Here is a 13,355-nt window from a genome sequence, read left to right as displayed (position 1 = left end):
GACATAAGCACTTGTCGCACGTGCTTATTTAGGAGTAACCAGCCACTAGTTCAACAGAAAACATCACAGTATTTTGCTTAAACTTTTTAAAAATCCCCTATATAATAGGATTCTAAAATGAGAAACTGTTATTGAATCTTTTACAATTATGTCTTTATGTCTAAAGTAATTTTTAATTTGCCTTTTTCTATTAGGAATCATAAGCAAAGGTAATTTATTAGGGCGAAACCAATCTACCTTTTCCGTTTCAGGCCCTTCCTTAATTGGCGAACCACCTTTTAATTCCCCCAAAAATAGATGCTGCATATCATCGTATTGGGGTTGATAATATTCCCCTATTTTCCGCGTGATTGAAATCATATATCCTGTTTCCTCTTCCGCTTCTCTTATAGCACAATATTTTAATGATTCTTTTTCTTCCAATGTTCCCCCGGGTAAATCCCATAAAGGATAATCCTTTCTCTTGGCTAACAATATACGCCCTTCTTTATTGATAACAATAGTAAAACAGCCTGACGTTTTTGCCATAATAGTTATTGCTCCTTTAATATTTCTATACTTAAATAGTGGGATAAATTGATGGGTATTTTAGGGGTATATCATTCTACTGCCTACTAATTATTTTATATGTCCTTCTTCAAAATTACTGCCCTTCAATGGAATAACTTTAGGTTTCGATTAATGTTCTATTAACTCCTTCCCTTATTCCACAATCTGGCCCAATTCCCGAATAGTTCCTCTTAGAAACTTTATAAATACGTAAAAAGATGATGAGTCATGGTATCACTTCAATAAAACATTTCGCCTAATTAATCGCAAATCCTTTATCGAATTTTTAATTTGAGTGATGTTAAAAAATGATGACCGGCAACCTAACTGACAAAGATAAGGCGCTTGCCCGTGAATACATAGTTGCCCGTTGCGCAATGTTGATGAAAGACAAAGAGCCATTTACGCATCATTACAGCAAGAACTTTCATCTCTCATTAACATATGAAAAAATCATTGACCGCGCTTTGGAAAAGGTTCAGGCAGAATTAGAGAAGATGAATTATCACCTGATACGGATCCAACCGTCAAGCAGGATATTTGGGATGTTAAGGTTGCGAACAGGCAGGGGTTTGTCAACGTAAGTTTTGAAGAGATTAAGCGTACTATGGTACGATCTTTACCGTAAGGGTGAGAAAGGTCCGGATCATAATGATGGGGATATTAGAAGAGCCGTGGAATTTGCGGAAAAAACTTTCCCAGAGGTGTGGGATAATCTCGGATATGAGCGGAAATAAAAAAGCTCAAAAACATTGATATGACAACGTTTTTGAACTTAGCCCCGGATGGTTTTAGATTTTTAGAATGGAGACGGTGGGAGCGAGAATATATGTGTTAATTCACTGTTATGACAGTGTTTTATACTGGTATATAAACCATTAATGCAAAATCAATGCAAAAAGTTCATTCAATGTAATCTGTATGCATTTAAAACGGTAATAAAAATCCCGGCCATTTTGACCGGGTTATTTTTGCATAGCAGGATGTTCCCAATAAGAATCAGCGACTTTAGGTATATCTTCATTCAGCACATTATCCCAATTGATGGATTTTGAATTTTTTCTCGTAAACATCATTCTTATGACCTGATTGTCGGATTCATTCCCTTTTTGATCCTGCAGAAGTAAATACCATACTATCTTGATTTTATTATTATCAATTTCGTCAAAAATCTTTGGAATAAGTTTCTTGGTATCATCAATCATTCCTAGTCTAGTGCCTTTGTCGTCCCATCCGTACTCACCGTTCAAGAAAATTGTAGTCATTCCATCTTGTTTTTCATGTTTGCGGTAAGTTGGTTTTTCGTCTTCTGCTTTTTTTCCTATTTCATCGTTGACAATTGCTTCAATTTTATTATCAGGTTCTGTTAAGGGTTTACCGATGCTTACTATTACGGAAACCAGAATCAAAAGAGCAAACGCCCCTCCAGCAATTCCCCATACAATTTTAAGTGTTTTCTTTACGCTTGCTTGATTTTTTCTCATTTCATCCCCTCCACCTTTGGTACCCCCATAAACTTTATATCCAAATCAACCGTACTGGAAAATTGTTCATTAGTCAATTAGGTCACATTCAAAAAATAATAGCCGCAACTCCAAATATAGCCGTCAATATCATGACGTCTTGTTCCGATGACGTCAACCGCCATTTCAGTTCATATGTTCGCTCACTTGTTTTCACCCATTGCCAATGTGGGTCATCATTAAAGAGTGAACTTGATACCGTTTCCTGAGACAGGGATTCGTTTTTGGTTGTGAACTTCCCCTGATCGTCCCGTGGCCTTTCGGTGAACGCTCGTTTTTGTGTTGGTTGCTGATTGTCGAGCAGTTGTTTCATTTGCTCTTTTTGTCTGTAACTCATCATGATTGACGTCCCTCCCTTCTTCCCTGATCGTTGGGTTTTGTTCCAGCCACATCCGGTTGTCGGATACTTCCCAATTGGGCGAAGGGAGAGGGACGTCTTTTGTTTTGTACGGCTTCAGAACACTTTGGAATTCATCACATTCAGCAGCCGTAAACAACGCTAATCGAATGATCTGGTTCCGATCGAGGGACGTCACTCGGAAAACCTCATTAATATATTCGCGATAGACGTCATGATAGCGCACAGTCGGACGATACATCATATCAACTCCTTTTGTTGTTGATACAACGTATGACGTCTAAGTGTCACTTATGACTTATGAATGTCATCAGCTTTTAAATGTGGCCATATATCATATACCGATTTGTTAAAGACGTCAGCAATAATATAAGCATTGTCCAGCCTCGGTGGAATCCCTTTAAAATAATTGTTTAAAGTGGTTCGTTTGATTCCTGTTTGATCCGCTAACCATGTCTTGGGACGACCATCCATAAATTCGTTTAAATTATTTTCCATATCGACACCTCAATCAATGTTTCTCTGACGTCAGTGTCGAACCCTTTAAATACTTTTGTCACATGTAGTCGAACAATTCTTCTTTGATAGCATCGATTTCCGCGCATATCTCGTGAAGCCAGTCATAATCTTCAGTAGTGTAGGCCACATACGAGAGGTTGTAGAGCCGGCCAAGCTTCATTGCCTTTCGTGTGTGTGCTTCCACAGTCAATTCCAGTTCCTTTTCTTCCTCTTCCGTAATCCCGCCGGCAAACCGCTTTTTAAAGTACAATTCCGCCATGCGCTGATAAAGTGGATGCATACAAATCCCTCCTGTTTAAATCATGGTGAGCCAAAGATAAAGTGCGTAAAACTCTAAAACGATAGCCGTTACAAACAGCAGAAAAGCTATGCTGTTTTTTATTTTTGATTTCATGCTGATGCCTCCTTTCATGGTGTCTAATAAATATTTATGTATATTATATTCAAATATTGCGTGTACACTTCAAATTTTATATGATATTATTCATATATGGGAGGTGGACAATCATGAAATTCAAGTGCCGTTTGAAGATTATTCTTTGGGAGAGAGGGATCAGTCAAGGTGAGTTCGCTAAAAGAATCAACGTTAGTCAGCATGCTATAAGCTCGTTTGTAACAGGTAAATCACTACCTAAATTCGAAAACGTATACCGGATTTGTGAGGAACTCGATATGAAGATTAATGAAATATGGATAAAGGAGAATGAATAATGGGGAAAACGCGAATATTGAAATGGATTGCTGGAAGCTTGGAAATATTGTTTGCTATTCCGTTTTTGGCTTATATGTTTTTATTTTCAACATTGTTTACACCCTTAGTGCTAATGTTGGCTTTTCATATCGTCATATTGGTTTTTAGCGTCAAAGAGGAACAACAGAAACACCCGTCCATTTTAGGTATTGTAGCTTCACTGGTTGGGTTTATCCCATTCGTTGGCTGGCTCATGCATCTTTTAACTGGTATATTCTATATGGTTGATGCAGGTACGTCTAAATCGAAGAAAAGCCAAAATGAAATTAGTGCGTGATGTGGATTTATGATCCTACCGACTGAACTGCTAGAACTCAAAAACAAATACATCGTTGTGTCTGCTGCAAAAGAAACTTTGGAAAGGAAAGGCGTCCATAATCAGGCTATATGGGATGATTTAAAGGAAACTAAGCAAAAAATGCGTGAGAATGACCTAAGGGTTGAAAGACTAAATAAAGAATCGATGTTGGATGACTACACGGTTTTCCGGATAATGTGGAAAAGGATGACGGACGATGATCACGAGTTGTCGAACGTTCATCTGAGGAATTGGGTACGTGAATACATTGAGAAATTGACCGTGTAAAAATTTCTGAAAGTTATTGCGTGACTGAACATAAAACAGTAATATTAAGTTATTCCCATATATTAGTTTAAATCCTGGCCCACACGTCCGCGGCCGGGATATTTTTGTGTGAAAAAATCCGAAGAGAATTTCAAAAAAGGGTTTACATCTACACGAAAACGTGTATAATAAGTATTAACAACACGCAAACGTGTTAATAAAACAAACGCCGGAGGGTGATTCATAATGAATGTACAATTGTTAAATCAGTATCGGATGGTTGTTGATATGGGCGAATATGCTAGGGAGGAACAGGTCTTTCGGACATCAAAAACACTTGAAGATCTTAAAGCGAACATTAATCCGATTGACGGTCTAGTTTCGGAAGGTGCTGAGTGGAAACGTGATGGCCAAAGGTTCTATGTTTATGCTCGTGTATCAAGTTCTTACGGAGACATCAACACAGTACGCACCTTTCACAGTAGCGCTGACGCGATCGGTACAAAAGGCATGTATTCGTTAGATGAAATTGAAAGCTTTGATTTAGCGTGGGTGAAAGGATATGGATACGTCGAGGATTTTGACGACTTCAAAGAAAAATTTGAGGATGCTTGCGAAAAAAAGTAGCAAACCCACTCTCGTCAGTATACGCTTCCGGCGAAGCTGATGAGAAGTGGGGACAATACAACGGTTCTGTTAGGCAGTCTTGCAACCGTGGAAAATTAAAAAACTACATCGGCAATGGTGTTCGGCAATCCGGCAAGGTTTGGTTGGTAACAGATGAAGTAATGCGTGAAGTATTTGGAGAATCAAAGGAGGATATCAAAATGAAAATAATGGATTTGGTCGATGCGGGTGAGCAAGAAATTGAGGTTCAAGCTGATGAGGATATGGGGATTGATGCAGGAACATATTTTGTAGAATTCACCGATCAAGACGATGAGGGTATACAAGTTACGGTGGATTTTGAGTCATCAAAGCTAGGTAGGAACGCTATATTCAACGAAACATACACGGAATTCGCAAAAGAAAAATTAGAGCAGGATTTGGTTGCTCAAAATGTAAACGTTGATATTGATGAGTTGTTAGAAATATAAAAAGAGGGCTATCAGCCCTCTTCCCTCTCCGTTCAGATAAAGTTGGTTAAAGTGTAATACAATAAATTAACCTTTATATCCTGCGTCATTCAGATATAGTTTTTTGCCGAAAACTAACTTTAAAATCATCTTACAAAAGAAAATATAATTTGTCAAAATAAAAAAGCCCACCCTCCAATTTTGGAGAGCGGGCTTAAAATTACGCTGATTTTTTGTTTTGTTTAGTCTTACCTTGTCGTTTCTTGAGCGCAATTTCATACAGGCCGGTAGACGACAAACCAGCGATGCCACCGCCCCAAAGACGCAGAACCCAGTCAACATCAGTCATAGGTGTTGCAGCATACCCAATCGCAAGGCCAGCTACCAAGGCAATAAGAGGCACAAGATTTTTTGGCACAGATACTGTTCTTTTGATTAACTCCGTGACAGCAGTTACGATTGGCAAAATGATTGTTGCAAACGTTAGGATTTCGTTCATTTTACATCTTTCCTTTCTCTTTTAATACTTGTTTTAGATGTTTGCGTGTCGTTGGACCGTACACTCCGTCGATTTCATGTGGGATGTAAACAGACTGGAAACGTCGAACAGCATCTTGTGTGTTCGGTCCGTAGTAACCATCAACGCCGTTGTTTTTAGCGCCTTTATTTGGATAAAAATAAACAGCGCACAATGCACGCTGAATCTGTTCAACTTCCTTGTGATAGCCATTGTCGTCTGTGTTCCAAACACCATCAGGAAGTGGGTATTCTGTTTTGTTCAACGCTTCATGGATCGCCGCTTTTGTATTCGGGCCAATGATACCGTCAACGGCTAAGTCATGATCACCCTGGAATCGTTTGACTGCTGCTTCAGTTTTCGGTCCGTATATGCCATCGACGGGGCCGAGTTCATAGCCTAATTTCTCCAATGAACCTTGAAATACTTTGACATCGCTGCTTTGGTCACCATTTTCCAAAAGATTGTTATTGTCACTCACAGGTTCGACATTTCCATCATCGCAAAAAGAAGGACGGCGTCCTGCCTGTAGATCCTGCCATGTTAACCCTTCTGTTAACTGCAAGTGTGGATAGTCTTTGAAGCTTGTCCAATCACCACCCCATTCAAAGCCAAGGCTTTTCGCGATTTCAGCAACACGGCACCAGTCGTCATTAACACTCCATAACGCTTTGTTGCCATAGTCAGACGTTAGAAAGTAATCAACGGCAAAACCGTAGTTGTGTACCGATTCGCCGGGTTCGGCATTGGTGACGACATTGCCGCCTGTTGTCCGACCTTGTGCGTATAGTTCGGCCTGCTCGTCAAACGAACGGAAACCGGACGAGATTTGAACATAGATGCCTTCATTGTACGCTTGCCGAATCACCTCCTTAGTTTTTTTCTCAACTAATGGGTGAACATCGCCCATGTTTCGGACACTACGGTCAATCAACGTTTCTACTGATACTGTCATTTGAATCACTCCTATTTGGTTAAAAAATACAAAATTAATCCACCGACTAATGAAAAAGCCGCTCCGAAACCAGCTGTTATCAAAGCCCTGGTAATGGTACGGCGTAGCCACGTAGTATCGTCCTGGATTTTACCTAAGCTTGTTTCAAGCGTTTGAATATTCCTGTCTTGAAGTTTGTCATTTGTCTCAAGTGCTGTGATTCGTTTGTCTAGTTGCTTGTCGCTTTCTTTTAGATCTGAAATATTTTCAGAGTTTTGTTGAACAGAATGCTCGAGCATATCCATGTCCTTCACATCTTCCATTGTCGGCCCCCTTTCAAAGCATAAGAAAAGCACCCTCTTTCGAGGATGCTTTTTGACATAAAAATAAGCCCCGTTAGGAGCTTTTGTCCTTCATAAAATTATTAATATCATCTAGTTTCATGAATGGGCCTTGATGCCTTTTTAAAACCTTACCATTCTTATCTATTAATATCGATGTCGGCAGCACGTGAACATTAAAACTTTCCGATACATCAGCTTTCTTATCTAACAACGTAATAAAATCAAAGTCAGTTTTTTGTTTAAATCCTTCAACAGTTTCTTTGGATTCCCCAATATTAACACTAACAATATTTACGTCATTTTGATTATAAAATTTATTCAGTGTCGACATTTCTTGTCTGCAATAATGGCACCAGGTCGCCCAAAAATTCAATAAAACCTTTTCGCTTTTATAATCAGATAGACTCACTTTTTCACCTTTTAAATTTTTAAGGTCGAAGTCATTTTTATAAGGGGTTCCAGATGTCGTTTTGGATTCTCCGGGCAAAGTGTAATAATCGGTTAAGTAATCCTCTAGTCCATTACCTTCACTTAAAAATTTTTGGAATTTATCGCGATTTATCTTCATGACTGTTTTTGTTTTGTTAGGACGCTGTAGTACCAATTCAACCCTTGATAAATTTTCGTTTTCTTCGAATTCATCCGATAAAACATCCTGTGCTTTCTTTTTCACATCGTCTGTTGATTTCACATCAACTGTTAATGATTCGAATGACCCTTTATCATGACCATGCGCGGAAACCCATGTGACAGCCGCAACAGTAATTATTAAAAGTGTAGCGGTTAAGATTATATTTTGTTTATTAAATTTCACTTTTCATCACTTCCATGTTTTTGTTATTAATCATTATAAACTATGACACAAAATTTAAAAACATGAAGTGAAAAATTAATATGTTCCTCCTTCGTGAGATTGGATAAAAAACTGACGAACAACACTAGTTGTGATTCGACTGAGCTTGTCAGGTTTCAATTCGACGGTGTGACGGCTTCGGGTGACACGGCCGCCATTATCTTTGTCTAAATAAGGTATGAGATTCAGTTTGTTTATTTCTTGTCCAAATGTGCCGATAGATTGACCGTCGACTATAACCTCGATACTTGATGCCCTTGTTCCCTCCCAAATACCTGGCTCAATTTTATGGGTGTGATCAGGTAATTCGATTTGATGCGTATGTGGATCAATCGAAACATCGTGTGTATGAGAAGGAACATTAAAACTATGGGAATGGTCTGGGATCGACAACTCGTGACTGTGATTTAAAAGTTGACCCGGTAATGAGTGAAAATGACTTGTACCTTCACCGATTTGATCACTTGTCCCCGTTATACAAGCATCGATTTCACCACAATAATATCCCGTTGTTTCAGTCGTACCGCCGCCATTGGCGGTAGATTTTGAAACATATCCGCCCGCGCTTGTCGTTGTTTCAACCGAACCGCCCGCACTTGTTGTTCGTGTAGTAGCACCGCCGCCAGCCGTTGCCCTGCTGTACATACGAAACGGCTCCACCTTAAAATTAAGATAAGCCTTGTTCAAATGAACAAATTCTTCCGGGAATTCAAAGTTCATAACAGCCGGATGATCAGGGTCACAGTTGTCAGCGAATGGGTGTGTGTCAATATTAGTAGCGCCCTGTGAAATCACCTCATTAATCCGCTGTCTGTCCCTCATTTCATTCTGACTGTCAGTGATGCTTTTGGTCTTGCGTGCAATTTCCAGATTGGCGTCCCACGGTTTGCCTGTGACGTCTGATCTATCAATATCAACAATCCTAGCCTGGAACACACCGAAATCTTCATCATCGACCTCAACAATGATTCCTTCTTCAAACTCATCAATCGGTGAGTCGGTGATAGGCGACACATCAGCAGCACCAACCTTGTATGAAACAGGAGGGATTTTGTATTCATCTAACATCTTTTTAGCGACATTGTACAAAGCATTAGGATCCTCAATCGAACGATCCACCATGATGTATGTTTTCAATCCAAATTTCTCAATCAATTCCGGTTCAGCATCAATGTATGCTTGTCCGTTATTAACTGATTCAATAGTTAACTGGTTAACGCCTTCACCATAACCTTTTGGAATGATCCGCGTGATGATATCCCGTGGATCCATATCCCGTTCAATACTTTGTAAATTATGACGATGTTTGATGCGTGCTTGTGGTTCTGTGGACGCCCGTACAAGGTTCAACTTCCAAGGATAGACCGATGTGTCCCACGTCCAATGGAATGGCTCTGGGAATTGATCTGTTAGACTCATGAGCGCATTGTACACGCCATTCACATTCTCATATTTGTATGAAAAAAGGTACTCAAAGTCGCATTGACCGAGTACCCAGTTTTTCTCATTCTGAAATGAGAGCAAATATTCAATGTTGTAGCTTGTTGAACGGTTGTTTTTTTGCTTATACCCGTCAATTGCACTGTCGAGTAGTGTTGCTAGGACATGTTCTAACTTGTAAGATTTTAACTTTTGACCGTTCTTTTTCGTTGTTGTTTCCTGGACAATCTGGAACAAGCCCACTTCTTTGTTGTTTTTATAAAGTCGCACTCTATAAAACGGTTGACACCAATCATTCTTGGGATCATCGAATGGCAATGTGAACCCCGCTTTCCAGAGTGCGTTGCTCGGTGTTTTGATGTCGATGGCATGGGCGTTCTCCAAATAGGCCTGTACGTTCATATCCTTGTCATAGACTGTTGTTAGGTTCATTCAATCACCCCTATTGCTTCGATTTCATAACGCCGATAAACCAAAGATTACCCAGTCCATCCGGGATATCGTTAGGTTCGATACCGCCTTTCATACTCGGATCAGTAATAAAGAATTTAAAATTTCCGTTCGGCGTTGTCGCAACATCGCCCGCAGTTGTATAGAACAAGACTTCGACAGTATCCCCGCCAGCGCTCACACTTCCAAGCACAGGCATTAACATTGTTTCTCGTGCGGTTAATTGTGGATACGTGCCGCTGTCAATCGCCCTACCATTGTCCGCTGTACGAGTACAAAGTAAACGATCACCTTGCCATGATAGGGAGTATCGCCCTTTGTTTGAAACCCAATTCGATCCATCATAATAAATGTAATCACTATAAGCTCCGCCCCAAAGGCGAACGCTTGCGCCTTGATAATTCACAGATGCACCACAGCTGATCCCGTATCGAGATAAATCTTCATCGGGTGCGATTACAAACGATGACACGTTAACATCCGAATCATCACCTAGCCCCCAAGCGCTCGTGTCAAAATTAATATTGATATAGTTTGATGAGTTGCTAGAATCAATACTAGCTATATTGATCGGAGGATGATGCCCACCGTCATTGTTAGTAATCAAATCCCAACGTCCAAGTGATGCATAATAACGAATCGCACCAGCGACAATATGAGTCTGCCCGTCTCCATGGTCTATTGTGTCTCCTACTTGGGCAATTCTCGCTGTGAATGAACCCGTGAATTTGGCATCGTCGCCTATGAAGAAAACCTTGTCTTTGTCTGTCGGAATGCCGGACATATAGTAAGTACCGGGTGGTAAATAAACGCTTTTTCGCCCTTCTGATATAGCTTGACTAATCGCAGATTCTACAGCCGCTAGGTTATCTGTGCTTCCATCACCGACCACGCCATTTTCTTTTGCGTCTTTATATGGAAGTCTCTCTAAACCGATTTTCTCTGATTCAAAATACGACATCCAGTCATTCAGCAGTTGCGATATGATGTCGCCGCCTATAGCCTGTGGTTGTGTTGCCATTCTCTCGCCCCCTTCTTTAGGACATAAAAAAGAGCCAGCTATGCGCTGACTCTTGTTTTGCTATTCATTTAAACTGTTGCCAGTTTCATGAAACTTTGTTTAATTCCATCCAATAACTCTTCTTTTTCTTTATCTGACCTAAAAACAAATTCTTGCCTTCCCAATCCAGAATTGTCACCTTTTTTAGTTACAGCGCCATACAAAACAATATCGTCTTTTACTTTATTATCGAAATCTAATTCAATTTTGAATTCCCCTGTATCCAACAAGGAAATAATTTCTCCAACAGTCATTTTTAACACCTCCTTCCATCGAATCAATTCGACAAAAGGAGGCTAAAACCTTTAAAATCGTTACGCTAGTAGAGGAAGCCATTGTACTGTTCGTGCAGACTTCTTATTTTTCTATTAATTTGTACAGATTGTTGACGGTAAAATCTCGAAATTTACCGGCATATTCAAAGGTTGGGTGCGTCAAAATAATGTTATTAGATTTTAGTGAATTGAATGTTGCTCTTATTTCCGTTTCTTTATAGCCTTCATTTTTAAGCTCTTCTTCGAACTGCTTTAGACAAGTAATTCGCTGGCTGTTTAAAAGTTCGTAAAGTAACAATCGTAGTTCTTTATTAATTGATTTAATATCCATTTTTTCACTCCCTTCTACATCTAATATAGCAGAAGGGATGATGATTTTAGACCAAATCTGAAATTTTTATAATTTGTTTTGTTACTCAACAATCGCCACCCGTTAGTTGAGTAGTGACTATTATACAACATTAATCACTCCATGCTGCACCTTTTATTATTCCGTTATTTGCATTCGGGGAACGGTCATAGGAAATCTGGCCATAACCTTCATTTAGTTTCCAATAACCAACAATACCGTCGCTTACAATGTCACCATTAAAATTATTTTGAACTTCTTCATCAGAAAGACCTCTGTCATATACCCTTAGATTATTAATCTCGCCACTCCAAAAGTGGTCGACAAATCCAGCGCGACACCCTATCGTTACTTGTTCTAAACTAGATGTATCTATCTCCCCTGACGCTTGATTAGAATCAACTAACTCACCGTCTATATATAATTTTTGCGTTTCACCGTCATATGTTGCAATTGCACGGTATTTTGTTTTTTCGTTTAGCGTCACACCTAGATCATCTGGGTTGTCAATGGACCCACTCAGTCTCACGCGAAATGTTAAGTCGCCATTAGATTGTGTAGAAAAATACATTCCTACTGTTGCCGGTTGGGAATGTTTCCGATTAAAAATATGTGGATCTTGACTTCCAATGACTAATTCATCTAACTCAAATTCAACATCTAAGGTTATATATTTTGTAGAAAGTTCTTTAGGTGACCCTAAATCTATATAATCGTCTATACCATCAAAGTATAAAGATTTACCGTAATTTTTTAGAATACCATCTAAGACTGCTGCATTTTTATGCCATGCCATTAAGACATCACCAACGCTCTGTATTTATCTGAAGCTATTATATTGACTTCCATAAACTTATGGAAATGTCCTTCAAACACTTCACCCGGTTTAGTAGTAATTTTAATGTTGTTTATAGTTACAACCACATTAGAACTTCCATCATTGATCAAGGAAAACCCTGTCATACCTTTATTAAAAGTTTTAGTTTCATTAGTTGAACCATCCCATGCTTCCTCAACAATACTCCCCGTTAGTCGAGTAGACACTGTGTTATCAACCTGCACGCGACCGGGGTTGTCGGCATTAAACAAGTTCTGCCCGCCGCCGTCCGCAGGAACAACCTTTTGATTGGACGGTAAATCGACCGGGAAACGGTCGGTTGAACTGATAGGATTGCCTTTGTCGTCGACGATTTGCTGATATGGCGCATGGTCGCCTTCGTGTGGCTTCATTTTTGTTTGACCTTTGACTTTGTACTGTGGTCCCGATCTACCACCAAGCCATTCTAAAAGTCCTGTATTAAAATCCGGCATTCCATCACCCCAAATCTTGTATGATTTCTATTGTTAAATAATCCTCTGTCGGAAACGTTTCAATACGCCCATCCGAGAACGTCGCTTCAAATTCAGCTTTAAATATTCCGGCTTGGTCTGTTTCATCATAGCTAAATACATACCAAACCTCACCATTAACAGCGTCTTTAATGTCACCCAATCCATCAATAATGTTTTCACTTCGTGAGTAATTAGACATTAAAAAACGAACCGTAGCACCTGTCAGATCAATAGCGCCCGATTCATTTTCTAGTACCGCTTTTAAAGCGATCTTTGTGTCATTTTGTTTGATTTTAAATGTCACGCCTGCACCACCTTTGTTTCTTCGGTCGGCATGGTTGTAGAGAGGAATGTGGTTGTTGTGTGTACACGGATTGCAGACAATGTGACGGTGTTACCCGCTTTAGGTTTTCCAATGACATTATCATGGCCATTAAGTATTCTAACCTTATTCACAACC

At 39.6% G+C, this 13,355-nt stretch carries 22 protein-coding genes; 5 read left to right on the top strand and 17 right to left on the bottom strand.

What is annotated here, in order from left to right:
- Nucleotides 1-63: 63 nt before the first annotated feature.
- The 5 genes from B9Y89_RS03280 to B9Y89_RS03255 all read right to left on the bottom strand — a co-directional run bounded on the left by B9Y89_RS03280 (nt 64) and on the right by B9Y89_RS03255 (nt 3,229).
- A complete protein-coding gene (locus B9Y89_RS03280; protein ID WP_085521473.1) occupies nt 64-528 on the bottom strand; it encodes an NUDIX hydrolase in 465 nt (154 codons plus the stop codon).
- 986 nt (nt 529-1,514) lie between these two features.
- Entirely contained in the window at nt 1,515-2,033 is a 519-nt protein-coding gene (locus B9Y89_RS03270) for a hypothetical protein (protein ID WP_085521469.1), read from the bottom strand.
- 88 nt (nt 2,034-2,121) lie between these two features.
- Nucleotides 2,122-2,412: a hypothetical protein gene (locus tag B9Y89_RS18690; RefSeq protein ID WP_139822689.1), complete on the bottom strand. Its 291-nt coding sequence runs from the start codon at nt 2,410-2,412 to the stop codon at nt 2,122-2,124.
- A gap of 309 nt (nt 2,413-2,721) precedes the next feature.
- Nucleotides 2,722-2,928, bottom strand: coding sequence for a helix-turn-helix transcriptional regulator (locus tag B9Y89_RS03260; RefSeq protein WP_085521465.1), 207 nt, complete (start codon nt 2,926-2,928; stop codon nt 2,722-2,724).
- A gap of 58 nt (nt 2,929-2,986) precedes the next feature.
- Entirely contained in the window at nt 2,987-3,229 is a 243-nt protein-coding gene (locus B9Y89_RS03255; protein WP_085521463.1) for a DUF7667 family protein, read from the bottom strand.
- A 227-nt stretch (nt 3,230-3,456) separates the two neighbouring features.
- Here B9Y89_RS03255 and B9Y89_RS03250 point away from each other — a divergent pair, with 227 nt between their 5' ends.
- The 5 genes from B9Y89_RS03250 to B9Y89_RS18955 all read left to right on the top strand — a co-directional run bounded on the left by B9Y89_RS03250 (nt 3,457) and on the right by B9Y89_RS18955 (nt 5,362).
- Nucleotides 3,457-3,660: a helix-turn-helix transcriptional regulator gene (locus tag B9Y89_RS03250; RefSeq protein WP_085521461.1), complete on the top strand. Its 204-nt coding sequence runs from the start codon at nt 3,457-3,459 to the stop codon at nt 3,658-3,660.
- Nucleotides 3,660-3,977: a hypothetical protein gene (locus B9Y89_RS03245; protein ID WP_085521459.1), complete on the top strand. Its 318-nt coding sequence runs from the start codon at nt 3,660-3,662 to the stop codon at nt 3,975-3,977. The genes B9Y89_RS03250 and B9Y89_RS03245 overlap by 1 nt, the downstream gene beginning before the upstream one ends.
- 9 nt (nt 3,978-3,986) lie before the next feature.
- Nucleotides 3,987-4,286, top strand: a complete 300-nt coding sequence (locus B9Y89_RS03240; protein WP_085521457.1) for a hypothetical protein — start codon at nt 3,987-3,989, stop codon at nt 4,284-4,286.
- A gap of 225 nt (nt 4,287-4,511) precedes the next feature.
- Nucleotides 4,512-4,892 (top strand): hypothetical protein, encoded by a 381-nt coding sequence (locus tag B9Y89_RS03235; protein ID WP_085521455.1) that lies wholly within the window; start codon nt 4,512-4,514, stop codon nt 4,890-4,892.
- A complete protein-coding gene (locus B9Y89_RS18955) occupies nt 4,877-5,362 on the top strand; it encodes a helix-turn-helix domain-containing protein (protein WP_085521454.1) in 486 nt (161 codons plus the stop codon). The genes B9Y89_RS03235 and B9Y89_RS18955 overlap by 16 nt, the downstream gene beginning before the upstream one ends.
- A gap of 199 nt (nt 5,363-5,561) precedes the next feature.
- Here the strand turns inward: B9Y89_RS18955 and B9Y89_RS03225 are convergent, their stop codons facing one another.
- The 12 genes from B9Y89_RS03225 to B9Y89_RS18950 all read right to left on the bottom strand — a co-directional run bounded on the left by B9Y89_RS03225 (nt 5,562) and on the right by B9Y89_RS18950 (nt 13,351).
- On the bottom strand, nt 5,562-5,840 hold the full coding sequence (locus B9Y89_RS03225; RefSeq protein WP_085521452.1) for a holin: 279 nt from the start codon (nt 5,838-5,840) through the stop codon (nt 5,562-5,564).
- A gap of 1 nt (nt 5,841) precedes the next feature.
- The gene (locus B9Y89_RS19470; protein WP_085521450.1) at nt 5,842-6,813 is read right to left on the bottom strand and encodes a peptidoglycan-binding protein; all 972 of its coding nucleotides are present in this window, start codon (nt 6,811-6,813) and stop codon (nt 5,842-5,844) included.
- Nucleotides 6,814-6,824: 11 nt separating this feature from the next.
- A complete protein-coding gene (locus B9Y89_RS03215) occupies nt 6,825-7,115 on the bottom strand; it encodes a hemolysin XhlA family protein (protein WP_085521448.1) in 291 nt (96 codons plus the stop codon).
- Between the two features lie 73 nt (nt 7,116-7,188).
- A complete protein-coding gene (locus tag B9Y89_RS03210) occupies nt 7,189-7,950 on the bottom strand; it encodes a TlpA family protein disulfide reductase (protein ID WP_085521446.1) in 762 nt (253 codons plus the stop codon).
- A 75-nt stretch (nt 7,951-8,025) separates the two neighbouring features.
- On the bottom strand, nt 8,026-9,861 hold the full coding sequence (locus B9Y89_RS03205) for a phage tail spike protein (protein ID WP_085521444.1): 1,836 nt from the start codon (nt 9,859-9,861) through the stop codon (nt 8,026-8,028).
- 10 nt (nt 9,862-9,871) lie between these two features.
- A complete protein-coding gene (locus B9Y89_RS03200) occupies nt 9,872-10,900 on the bottom strand; it encodes a glycosyl hydrolase family 28-related protein (RefSeq protein ID WP_085521442.1) in 1,029 nt (342 codons plus the stop codon).
- A 68-nt stretch (nt 10,901-10,968) separates the two neighbouring features.
- Complete coding sequence (locus tag B9Y89_RS03195) at nt 10,969-11,193, bottom strand: hypothetical protein (protein WP_085521440.1); 225 nt, start codon at nt 11,191-11,193, stop codon at nt 10,969-10,971.
- Nucleotides 11,194-11,296: 103 nt separating this feature from the next.
- The gene (locus B9Y89_RS03190) at nt 11,297-11,545 is read right to left on the bottom strand and encodes a hypothetical protein (protein WP_085521438.1); all 249 of its coding nucleotides are present in this window, start codon (nt 11,543-11,545) and stop codon (nt 11,297-11,299) included.
- 130 nt (nt 11,546-11,675) lie between these two features.
- Nucleotides 11,676-12,359: a LamG-like jellyroll fold domain-containing protein gene (locus tag B9Y89_RS03185; protein WP_085521436.1), complete on the bottom strand. Its 684-nt coding sequence runs from the start codon at nt 12,357-12,359 to the stop codon at nt 11,676-11,678.
- Nucleotides 12,359-12,874, bottom strand: a complete 516-nt coding sequence (locus tag B9Y89_RS03180; RefSeq protein ID WP_085521434.1) for a hypothetical protein — start codon at nt 12,872-12,874, stop codon at nt 12,359-12,361. Before B9Y89_RS03180 ends, B9Y89_RS03185 begins: the two co-directional genes overlap by 1 nt.
- Before the next feature lie 4 nt (nt 12,875-12,878).
- Nucleotides 12,879-13,199, bottom strand: a complete 321-nt coding sequence (locus B9Y89_RS03175) for a BppU family phage baseplate upper protein (protein ID WP_176222087.1) — start codon at nt 13,197-13,199, stop codon at nt 12,879-12,881.
- A complete protein-coding gene (locus B9Y89_RS18950) occupies nt 13,196-13,351 on the bottom strand; it encodes a hypothetical protein (RefSeq protein ID WP_176222086.1) in 156 nt (51 codons plus the stop codon). Before B9Y89_RS18950 ends, B9Y89_RS03175 begins: the two co-directional genes overlap by 4 nt.
- Nucleotides 13,352-13,355: the final 4 nt, after the last annotated feature.

The sequence above is a fragment of the Tuberibacillus sp. Marseille-P3662 genome (assembly GCF_900178005.1).
GTDB lineage: Bacteria > Bacillota > Bacilli > Bacillales > Sporolactobacillaceae > Marseille-P3662.
Note: the sequence above shows the minus strand (reverse complement) of the source record. Positions and strands in the feature narration are given on the sequence as shown.

Bases quoted from the DNA above. Each gene is read 5' to 3' on its own strand.
- B9Y89_RS03280 (WP_085521473.1), bottom strand. From the start codon at position 528: ATGGCAAAAACGTCAGGCTGTTTTACTATTGTTATCAATAAAGAAGGG.
- B9Y89_RS03270 (WP_085521469.1), bottom strand. From the start codon at position 2,033: ATGAGAAAAAATCAAGCAAGCGTAAAGAAAACACTTAAAATTGTATGG.
- B9Y89_RS18690 (WP_139822689.1), bottom strand. From the start codon at position 2,412: ATGATGAGTTACAGACAAAAAGAGCAAATGAAACAACTGCTCGACAAT.
- B9Y89_RS03260 (WP_085521465.1), bottom strand. From the start codon at position 2,928: ATGGAAAATAATTTAAACGAATTTATGGATGGTCGTCCCAAGACATGG.
- B9Y89_RS03255 (WP_085521463.1), bottom strand. From the start codon at position 3,229: ATGCATCCACTTTATCAGCGCATGGCGGAATTGTACTTTAAAAAGCGG.
- B9Y89_RS03250 (WP_085521461.1), top strand. From the start codon at position 3,457: ATGAAATTCAAGTGCCGTTTGAAGATTATTCTTTGGGAGAGAGGGATC.
- B9Y89_RS03245 (WP_085521459.1), top strand. From the start codon at position 3,660: ATGGGGAAAACGCGAATATTGAAATGGATTGCTGGAAGCTTGGAAATA.
- B9Y89_RS03240 (WP_085521457.1), top strand. From the start codon at position 3,987: ATGATCCTACCGACTGAACTGCTAGAACTCAAAAACAAATACATCGTT.
- B9Y89_RS03235 (WP_085521455.1), top strand. From the start codon at position 4,512: ATGAATGTACAATTGTTAAATCAGTATCGGATGGTTGTTGATATGGGC.
- B9Y89_RS03225 (WP_085521452.1), bottom strand. From the start codon at position 5,840: ATGAACGAAATCCTAACGTTTGCAACAATCATTTTGCCAATCGTAACT.
- B9Y89_RS19470 (WP_085521450.1), bottom strand. From the start codon at position 6,813: ATGACAGTATCAGTAGAAACGTTGATTGACCGTAGTGTCCGAAACATG.
- B9Y89_RS03215 (WP_085521448.1), bottom strand. From the start codon at position 7,115: ATGGAAGATGTGAAGGACATGGATATGCTCGAGCATTCTGTTCAACAA.
- B9Y89_RS03205 (WP_085521444.1), bottom strand. From the start codon at position 9,861: ATGAACCTAACAACAGTCTATGACAAGGATATGAACGTACAGGCCTAT.
- B9Y89_RS03200 (WP_085521442.1), bottom strand. From the start codon at position 10,900: ATGGCAACACAACCACAGGCTATAGGCGGCGACATCATATCGCAACTG.
- B9Y89_RS03195 (WP_085521440.1), bottom strand. From the start codon at position 11,193: ATGACTGTTGGAGAAATTATTTCCTTGTTGGATACAGGGGAATTCAAA.
- B9Y89_RS03190 (WP_085521438.1), bottom strand. From the start codon at position 11,545: ATGGATATTAAATCAATTAATAAAGAACTACGATTGTTACTTTACGAA.
- B9Y89_RS03185 (WP_085521436.1), bottom strand. From the start codon at position 12,359: ATGGCATGGCATAAAAATGCAGCAGTCTTAGATGGTATTCTAAAAAAT.
- B9Y89_RS03180 (WP_085521434.1), bottom strand. From the start codon at position 12,874: ATGCCGGATTTTAATACAGGACTTTTAGAATGGCTTGGTGGTAGATCG.